This is a genomic window from Limnohabitans sp. Rim8, from assembly GCF_945869175.1.
Taxonomy (GTDB): Bacteria; Pseudomonadota; Gammaproteobacteria; order Burkholderiales; family Burkholderiaceae_C; genus Limnohabitans_A.
Map to the genome: position 1 here is coordinate 1 of NZ_CAMBNZ010000106.1, position 8863 is coordinate 8863.

The window sequence follows — 8863 nt, forward strand, 5'->3', positions numbered from 1 at the left end:
AAAACGTTGATAATGTTGTGAATAGTGGTACAGAGTTCAGCACTTTTAATCCGTTTGTCGTGGGTTCGACCCCCGCTGGTCCCACCAAAAAATGCAAAAAAGCACTTTGTACGCCTGTACAAAGTGCTTTTTTCATGGGCGCGTTCAGCGTGTCCCCTAATCACTGCGAAAGACCCCTTGGATGACCGATACACAGCGCTCTCACGACCCGAAGACGACAGCGCTTTGTGAGCCCTGTTCTGGCATCCAGCGCCATTGGCGCCGTGCCCCTGGTCACGCCGAATTGGTGCAAGGTGCCAACCGCAAAGAGCCGCGGGACCTGGGTCAAGCCACCATCACGGCTTACCGGTGTGACCGTTGCGGCACCGCTTGGGAGTACGAAAACAACAAGGCCAACCAGCATGTGGGCTGGTCGGTGGTGGGTCAGCCCAAGCCTTAAACGCAGGTTTCGAGCTGCTGGGTCAGTTCGAGCCAGCGCTCTTCCAGTCGCGCTACCTCTTCAGCTAAAGCTTTGAGGCGTCGGCCCGCATCGGCCATCTCAGCAAGGGGAAGAGGCGTTGTCAACAGCCGTTCCAACTGTTGCTTCTCGGCTTCGATGCTGGCCATGCGCTGCTCGTTTTGCTCCAGTTCGCGCTTCAAAGGGCGGGTTTGAGCGGCCACTTGTTGGCGTTTTTGGGCTTCGAGTTTGCGTTGTTCGGCGCTGCTCAGGCCTGGCGTTGGGGACGCGGCAGGCACGGCTTGAACCACCACAAGGGGAGCCGGCAGTTCTGCAGCCGCAGTCTGCGCTGTCGGGCTTGTATCGCGGGCGGCATTTTTCGCCACTTCGCGCAAGCGCTTGGATTCTTCCAGCAAGTACTTTTGGTAATCGTCCAGGTCGCCATCAAACGGCTCGACCTTGCCCCGGCCCACCATCCAGAATTCGTCACACACCGCACGCAGCAAGGCACGGTCGTGGCTGACCAACATGACCGTGCCTTCGAACTCGTTGAGCGCCATGGACAGCGCTTCGCGGGTGGCCAGGTCTAGGTGGTTGGTAGGTTCGTCCAGCAGCAGCAGGTTGGGGCGCTGCCAAACGATCATGGCCAGCACCAGGCGGGCTTTTTCGCCGCCACTCATGGTGCCCACGGCCTGTTTGACCATGTCGCCTGTGAAATTGAAGGTGCCCAGGTAGTTGCGCAGGTCTTGTTCACGGCTGGGTTCGCCACTGCCCGGACCCAGTTCTCTGGCCAGGCGAGTCATGTGCTCCAGAGGGTTGTCTTGCGGCTGCAAAACGTCCAATTCTTGCTGGGCAAAGTAACCGATGTTCAGGCCTTTGCCTTCGGTGAGCGTGCCCGTCAGCAGCGGCATGGTGCGGGCAATGGTCTTGACCAGGGTCGATTTGCCTTGGCCGTTGGCACCCAAAATACCGATGCGTTGCCCGGCCAGCACCGATTTGCTCACACCTTGCAAAATGGATTTGGGCGTGTCGTCCACCACATAGCCAAAGCTGGCCTCACTGATGGCCAGCATCGGGTTGGGCAGGTTGTTGGGCTCCTTGAAACCAAAGGTGAACTCGGCATCGGCCAGCAGCGGGGCCACTTTTTCCATGCGCTCCAAGGCTTTGACCCGGCTTTGCGCTTGCTTGGCCTTGCTGGCCTGGGCTTTGAAGCGGGTGATGAACTTTTGCAGGTGGGCGATTTTGTCTTGTTGTTTGGCAAAAGAAGCCTGTTGCAGCTCCATTTGCTGGGCGCGCAAAATTTCAAATGCGCTGTAATTGCCGCCGTAGCGGGTCAGTTTGGCATGGTCGATGTGCAGCGTGACGTCGGTGACTGCGTCCAGAAATTCTCGGTCGTGGCTGATCACGATCATGGTGCCCGCATAGCGCTGCAGCCAGGCTTCCAGCCAAACCAGTGCGTCCAAGTCCAAGTGGTTGGTGGGTTCGTCCAAGATCAGGATGTCGGACGGGCACATCAGCGCTCGGGCCAACTGCAAACGCATGCGCCAGCCGCCTGAAAAGCTGTTGACCGGGTTGTTCAGTTCGTCCACCCGAAAGCCCAGGCCCAAAATCAAGGCCTCGGCGCGGGGCAGGGCATCGTGGTCGCCCGCGTCGGCCAGGTCGGTGTAAACGTGCGCCATCTCCATGCCGTCACCACTGGCCTCGGCGGCCACCAAGCGTTGGCGCAAGTCGGCCAGAAGGGTGTCGCCTTCCAGCACAAAGTCCGACGCGGCTTGGTCGGTTTCGGGCATGTTCTGGGCGACTTGGCCCATGCGCCACTGGCGCGGCATCTCAAAGTCGCCCCCATCTTCGGTCAGGGTACCGTTGAACAGGGCAAACAAGGTGGATTTGCCTGCGCCGTTGCGCCCGACCAGACCGACCTTTTCTCCGGGGTTGAGGGTGACGGAGGCTTTGTCCAGCAGCACCTTGGTGCCTCGGCGGAGGGTGACGTTTTTGAGGTTGATCATGAAAAAGCAATGACCGGACAAGCTCCGGTAAAAGGGGCCACCAGCTTCAGGGCGGGTGTCAAAGGGGGCACAACCCGCCATTTTCACCGATGTGCGTGTCGGTGCGATGGCGTGTTGGAAGTTTTGCCTATTTCCTGATTCCAGCGTCAGGTCCTGGACAGGGTGAGCAGGGCTTCACGGGTGACCAGTACAAGCTGATCGTCACCCGCACTGGTGTCCAGCCAAGCCACTTCCAGTTCAGGAAAAGCGGCGATGAAGTGTTCCACCTCGTGGCCGATCTCCAGCACCAACACCGCGTGCTCGTTCATCCGCGCTGGAGCATCCTTGAACAGTTGCCGCACAAAGTCCATGCCGTCTGTGCCGCCTGCCAGCGCCAGTTCGGGCTCGGCCCGAAATTCGGCCGGCAGGGCGTCCATGCTGGCTTGGCACACGTAGGGCGGGTTGCACAAGATCAAATCGAAAGGGCCGTGTTCGGGAGGGTTCAAGCCGCTCAAGCCATCGCTGTGCACCAGCGTCACGCGCTCTTGCAAGCCGTGCCGCTCGACGTTGATGGTGGCCACGGCCAGCGCATCATGGGAGATATCGGCCCCGGTCAACTGTACTTCGGGCCAGGCCAGCGCTGCCAGCACGGCCAAGCTGCCGTTGCCGGTGCACAGGTCCAGCACCTTTCGGGTTTGGTCCGACAGCCAAGCGTCGATGGTGCCGTCTGACAGCACTTCGGCGATCAGACTGCGCGGCACGATGGCGCGTTCGTCGATGTAAAACGACACGCCCTGTAACCAGGCTTCTCGCGTGAGGTAAGCGGCGGGTTTGCGGGCGGTGATGCGTTCTTCGATCAAGGCGGTGCAATCGGCTTGCTGCGCGGGCGACACGGCTTGTTCTGCCACTTCGTCCAAGTCGGTATCGAGCGGCAGACCCAGACGCCAAAGTACCAGCCAGACGGCTTCGTCAAATGCGTTGAGCGTGCCCTGGCCGAAGGAGACTTCGGCTTGCTTCAGGCGTTCGGCCGAGTACGCGATCAGTGTGGAAAGCGGCACCTCACTCATGCGGACAAGTCCAGGTTCAGATGTTCCAAGGTGCGGCGGTAGATGGCCTTGAGCGGCGCGATGTCGGCCAGCGCCACATGCTCGTTGACCTTGTGGATGGTCGCGTTGGGGGGGCCGAACTCGATCACTTGCGGGCAGATCTGCGCGATGAAGCGGCCGTCGCTGGTGCCGCCTGTGGTGGACAGCTCCGTCTTCAGACCGGTTTCGTCGGTGATGGCTTGCTGGATGGCGGCCACCAGAGTACCGGGCGTGGTGAGGAAAGGGCGGCCACCGAGGGTCCATGTCAAAGCGTACTTCAGACCGTGCTGGTCCAGCACAGCTTGCAGGCGCTGCTGCAGGCTTTCTGGGGTGGATTCGGTGCAAAAGCGGAAGTTGAAGTCCACCACGCAGTCCCCGGGGATCACGTTGCCCGCGCCCGTGCCCGCATGGATGTTGCTGACCTGCCAGCTGGTGGGCTGGAAAAAGGCATTGCCTTCGTCCCAGCGGATCGCGACCAAATCGGCCAGCGCGGGGGCCAGGCGGTGGATCGGGTTGTCGGCCAAGTGGGGGTAAGCGATGTGCCCTTGCACACCTTTCACGGTGAGCTTGCCGCTCAGGGTGCCGCGTCGGCCGTTTTTGATCATGTCGCCGGTTTGCTGCACGGATGTGGGTTCACCCACGATACAAAACTGCGGCGCATCGCCCCGGGCTTGGAGCTTTTCGCAGACGACCACGGTGCCGTCGAGCGCGGGGCCTTCTTCGTCGCTGGTCAGCAAAAAAGCGATGCCCAATGCCGGGTTGGGGTGGGTCGCCAGAAACTCTTGCACGGCGACCACCATGGCCGCCAGAGAGGTTTTCATGTCGCTGGCACCTCGGCCAAACAACTTGCCGTCTTGGTGGGTGGGGGTGAAGGGGTCACTGTCCCATTGGGTCAACGGCCCGGTGGGCACCACGTCGGTGTGGCCGGCAAAGGCCAGCGTCTGGCCAGAAGTGCCAGCGCGTTTGGCCCAAAGGTTGCGCACGCGAAAGGTCTCAGGGCCTGAGTCCATGAACTCGCAGACAAATCCCAGGGGTTTCAAAGCCTCGGCGATCAGGTCCAGGCAACCTGCATCCTCCGGGGTGACAGAGGGGCGCGAGATCAGCTGCTCGGCCAAGCGCAGGGTGTCGTGGCAGGTGGTGGCATTCATGGCGTTCACGGTTCAGGCTTTTTGGGGGTGGGCTCGCACGAAGCGGGCGATGCGCTCGGCCGCTTCCAGGCACTCGGCGGTTTCGGCCACCAGGGCCATGCGGATGCGGCCGTGACCTGGGTTGCTGCCGTTGAAATCACGCGCCAAGTAGCTGCCGGGCAGCACGGTGACGTGTTCAGTTTGGTAAAGCGCTTGGGCAAAAGCGGCGTCATCTCCGCCCCACCCTGCCGGCACACCGGCCCACAGGTAAAAGCTGGCGTCTGGAAGCTTCACGTCGAGCACTTCGGCCAGCACAGGCGTGACCTGGGCAAATTTGGTGCGGTACTGGTTGCGGTTGTCCACCACATGGGTCTCATCGCCCCAAGCGGCCACGCTGGCGGCTTGCACCACCGGGCTCATGGCGCTGCCATGGTAGGTGCGGTACAGCAAAAATTGTTGGATGATGGCCGCATCGCCCGCCACAAAACCGCTGCGCAGGCCCGGCACATTGCTGCGCTTGCTCAAGCTGGTGAAGGCTATCAGGCGTTTGAAGTCGGTGCGGCCTAGCTGGTGGGCGGCTTCCAGGCCTCCCAAAGGCGCCTCTTCGCGGAAATAAATTTCGCTGTAGCACTCGTCGGATGCGATCACGAAACCGTGCTGGTCCGACAGGGCAAACAGCTTTTGCCATTCCGACAGCGGCATGACCGCGCCCGTGGGGTTGCCGGGCGAGCAAACGAACAAAAGCTGCGTTCGGGCCCAGACTTCGGCGGGCACGCTGTCCCAGTCGTTGGCAAAGTTGCGCGCCGGGTCGCTGGGCACGTAATAAGGCTCAGCACCTGAGAGCAAGGCCGCGCCTTCGTAGATTTGGTAGAAGGGGTTGGGGCTGACCACGGTCGCACCGGCTCGGGTCGGGTCGACCACGGTTTGTGTCAGGGCGAACAGGGCCTCGCGCGATCCGTTCACCGGCAGGACCTGCGTGAACGGGTCCAAGCTCAGTTGGTAGCGGGTTTTCAGCCAAGCGGCGCAGGCTTTGCGCAGTCCAGGCTCGCCGGCCGTGGCCGGGTAGGCCGACAGGCCCGTGGCAACCGAGGCCTTGAGCGCTTCTTGAATGAAAACGGGCGTCGCGTGCTTGGGCTCGCCAATGCCTAAGCTGATGTGGCGAAGGGCGGGGTTGGGCGTGACGCTGGCAAACAGCTGCTTGAGCCGTTCAAAGGGATAGGGCTGCAGCTTGGCAAGTAGGGGATTCATGCGGCAATTATCCGGGATGCCCGGGCTGAATTCATGCCGGAGGGTTTTGCGGCCCTGAGGACGGGGAACGGGTCTTTGGGCCATCTCTGTCAGTTAACATTGACCTTTTGTATGGTGTTGGCCTTTGGGGCTGGCCCAATTCGCTGATCTCCAACCGATCTGACACCGATTCGACACCGCCGTGCGCCTCAATTCCATCAAGCTTTCCGGCTTCAAGTCCTTTGCTGAACCCACCAATTTCTTGCTGCCTGGGCAGTTGGTGGGCGTGGTGGGGCCCAATGGTTGTGGCAAATCCAACATCATGGATGCGGTGCGTTGGGTGTTGGGTGAGTCCAAAGCGTCTGAATTGCGTGGCGAATCCATGCAGGACGTCATTTTCAATGGCACCACCACCCGCAAGCCCGCCAGTCGCGCCAGCGTCGAGCTGGTGTTTGACAACGCCGATCACCGGGCGGGCGGGCAGTGGGGCCAGTTTGCCGAAATCGCCGTCAAGCGTGTGCTCACCCGCGACGGCAACAGCAGCTATTACATCAACAACCAGCCAGTGCGCCGCCGCGACGTGCAGGACGTGTTTTTGGGCACCGGCCTGGGGCCCCGCGCCTACGCCATCATCGGGCAGGGCACCATCAGCCGCATCATCGAGTCACGCCCTGAAGAACTGCGCTTGTTTCTGGAAGAAGCCGCAGGCGTGTCCAAGTACAAGGAACGCCGCCGCGAAACCGAAAACCGCCTGTCCGACACCCGTGAGAACCTGACCCGGGTCGACGACATCCTGCGCGAGCTGAACGCCAACCTCGACAAGCTTGAAAAGCAGGCCGAAGTGGCCCAGCGCTACAACACTTTGCAAGCCGACAGCACCCTGAAGCAGCACCAGCTGTGGTTTTTGAAGCGCCGCGATGCCGAGACCGACCAAGTCCGCATGAAGTCCGACGTGGACCTGGCGGTCAATGCGCTGGAGGCACGCATGGCCGATTTGCGCCACGTGGAGGCCGATCTGGAAACCATCCGCCAAGCGCACTACGCTGCTGGGGATCAGGTCAACCAAGCGCAAGGCGCTTTGTACGAAGTCAGCGCCGAGGTGGGCCGTCTGGAGGCCGAAATCCGCTTTGTGTTGGAAGGCCGCCAACGCGCCGAGCAGCGCTTGCAGCAGTTGATCGAGCAAACCGCGCAGTGGGGCATCCGCCGCGAGGACGCGCAAACCGAGTTGGAAACCTTGTCCGAACAAGCGGCGATGGCCGAAGACCAGAGCATGACCTTGGCTGCCCAAGTGGAAGACCAGGCCATGGCGTTGCCTGACTTGGAAGAGGCCTTGCGCAAAGCCCAAAACGACGCCTCGGCCCAACGCGCCAGCGTGGTGCAAGTGCAGCAACAAATTGGTGTGCTGGCCGCAGACCAGCGCAACGTCGAAGAGCAATCGCGCCAGCTTGAAAGCCGCCGCGAGCGCCTGCTGAACGACCGCAACGCTTTGGCCGCGCCCGACCAAGTTCGCCTGAACCAATTGCAAGTGCAATTGGCCGAGGCCGAGGCCTTGTCGGCGCAGGCCCAAGCCCGTCTGCAAACCTTGCAAAGCCAAGTGCCCGCGCTGGACGAAGAGCGCCGCACCAGCCAAAACGCTGTGAACCAAGAGTCGTCCATACTTTCTGACCTGAGTGCCCGCGTCGAGGCGCTCAAGGCCTTGCAAGAAAAAGTGCGCACCGACGGCAAGCTCCAACCCTGGCTGGCCAAGCATGGCATGGCGGAGCTCGAAGGCCTGTGGCGCCGCATCCACACCGAGCCGGGTTGGGAAAACGCTCTCGAATCGGCACTGCGCGAGCGCCTGTCGGCTCTGGAAGTTTCGCGGCTGGACTTGGTGCGTGCTTTTGCCCATGACGCTCCACCCGCCAAGCTGGGCTTTTTTAACCTGCCGCTGGCCACCCAAGCCGCGCCGCGCAGTGGGCTGCCCACAGGCTGCAAGCCCCTGGCCGCGCTGCTGCGCGTGCACGATGCCGGTTTGTCGGCGCTGTTGGCCGACTGGCTGCAAGGCTGCTACACGGCGCCCACCATCGAAGACGCGCTGGCTTGGCGCAGCCAGTTGCAAGCGGGTGAGACCTTGTTCGTGCAGGCCGGTCATGCGGTCCAACTCAACAGCGTGGTGTTTTACGCCCAAGATTCCGAGCAAGCCGGTTTGCTGGCCCGCGCCCAGGAGATCGAGAACCTGGAAAAGCAGCTGCGTGCCCAGACCCTGATGGCTCAAGAAAGTCGCAGCGCCCTGGTGCGGGCCGAAGCGGCCTACGCCGAAGCGTCCCAGCGTTTGAATTCGGTGCGCACTGAAGCCAGCGAAAGCCAGTCGCGCAACCACGGGCTTCAGGTCGAAACCCTGCGCCTGTCACAACTGGTGGCCCAGACCCTCGCCCGCAGCGAGCAAATCAGCAACGATTTGGCCGAAGCAGAGGCTCTGCTGGACGAATTGCAAGAGCGACGCGTGACCGCCGAAGCCCGCTTTGAAGAGCTCGACATGCAACTGGCCGACACCCAAGAGCGCCACGCCCTGCTGGACGAGCGCGTGATCGTGGCCGAGCGCAAACTGGCCGAATGCCGTGAACAGCAACGCAGTCTGGAGCGCCGCGCCCAAGAAGCCCAGTTCGCGCAGCGCAGCTTGGACGCCCGCCGCGCTGAGTTGAACCGCACGATTGAAACCGCGCAGCAGCAGGTAGCCAGCACAGAGGCCGAAACCCAACGTGCCCACGATGAGTTGATCCGCCTGACCGATGCCGCAGCCCAAGCGGGTTTGCAAAATGTGCTGGCCCTCAAAATGGAGCGTGAGCAAGCCTTGGGCGCTAGCCGCAGCGCCTACGATGACCTGACGGCCAAATTGCGGGCCAGCGACGAGCGCCGCGTGAGCTTCGAGCGCGAACTGGACCCTTTGCGCCAACGCATCACCGATTTGCAACTCAAGGAGCAAGCCGCACGGCTGGGCCTGGAGCAATACAGCCAGCTTTTGGC

6 protein-coding genes are annotated in these 8863 nt (G+C 61.9%); 2 read left to right on the forward strand and 4 right to left on the reverse strand.

Annotated features, from left to right (window positions below; all coding sequences use genetic code 11):
- Positions 1-181 precede the first annotated feature (181 nt).
- On the forward strand, positions 182-439 hold the full coding sequence (locus tag Q0O19_RS12975) for a hypothetical protein (protein WP_295523644.1): 258 nt from the start codon (positions 182-184) through the stop codon (positions 437-439).
- On the opposite strand, the gene Q0O19_RS12980 is transcribed toward Q0O19_RS12975, so the two are convergent.
- The 4 genes from Q0O19_RS12980 to dapC all read right to left on the reverse strand — a co-directional run bounded on the left by Q0O19_RS12980 (position 436) and on the right by dapC (position 5881).
- Entirely contained in the window at positions 436-2442 is a 2007-nt protein-coding gene (locus Q0O19_RS12980; protein WP_295523646.1) for an ATP-binding cassette domain-containing protein, read from the reverse strand. The two genes, Q0O19_RS12975 and Q0O19_RS12980, sit on opposite strands and share 4 nt — an antisense overlap.
- 146 nt (positions 2443-2588) lie before the next feature.
- Positions 2589-3488: a 50S ribosomal protein L3 N(5)-glutamine methyltransferase gene (prmB, locus tag Q0O19_RS12985; RefSeq protein ID WP_295523648.1), complete on the reverse strand. Its 900-nt coding sequence runs from the start codon at positions 3486-3488 to the stop codon at positions 2589-2591.
- Complete coding sequence (gene dapE, locus Q0O19_RS12990) at positions 3485-4654, reverse strand: succinyl-diaminopimelate desuccinylase (RefSeq protein ID WP_295523650.1); 1170 nt, start codon at positions 4652-4654, stop codon at positions 3485-3487. Before dapE ends, prmB begins: the two co-directional genes overlap by 4 nt.
- A 12-nt stretch (positions 4655-4666) precedes the next feature.
- On the reverse strand, positions 4667-5881 hold the full coding sequence (gene dapC, locus Q0O19_RS12995; RefSeq protein WP_295523652.1) for a succinyldiaminopimelate transaminase: 1215 nt from the start codon (positions 5879-5881) through the stop codon (positions 4667-4669).
- Positions 5882-6062: 181 nt separating this feature from the next.
- Here dapC and smc point away from each other — a divergent pair.
- Positions 6063-8863, forward strand: a 2801-nt coding sequence (gene smc, locus Q0O19_RS13000) for a chromosome segregation protein SMC (RefSeq protein ID WP_295523654.1), incomplete at its 3' end; no start/stop codon positions are given.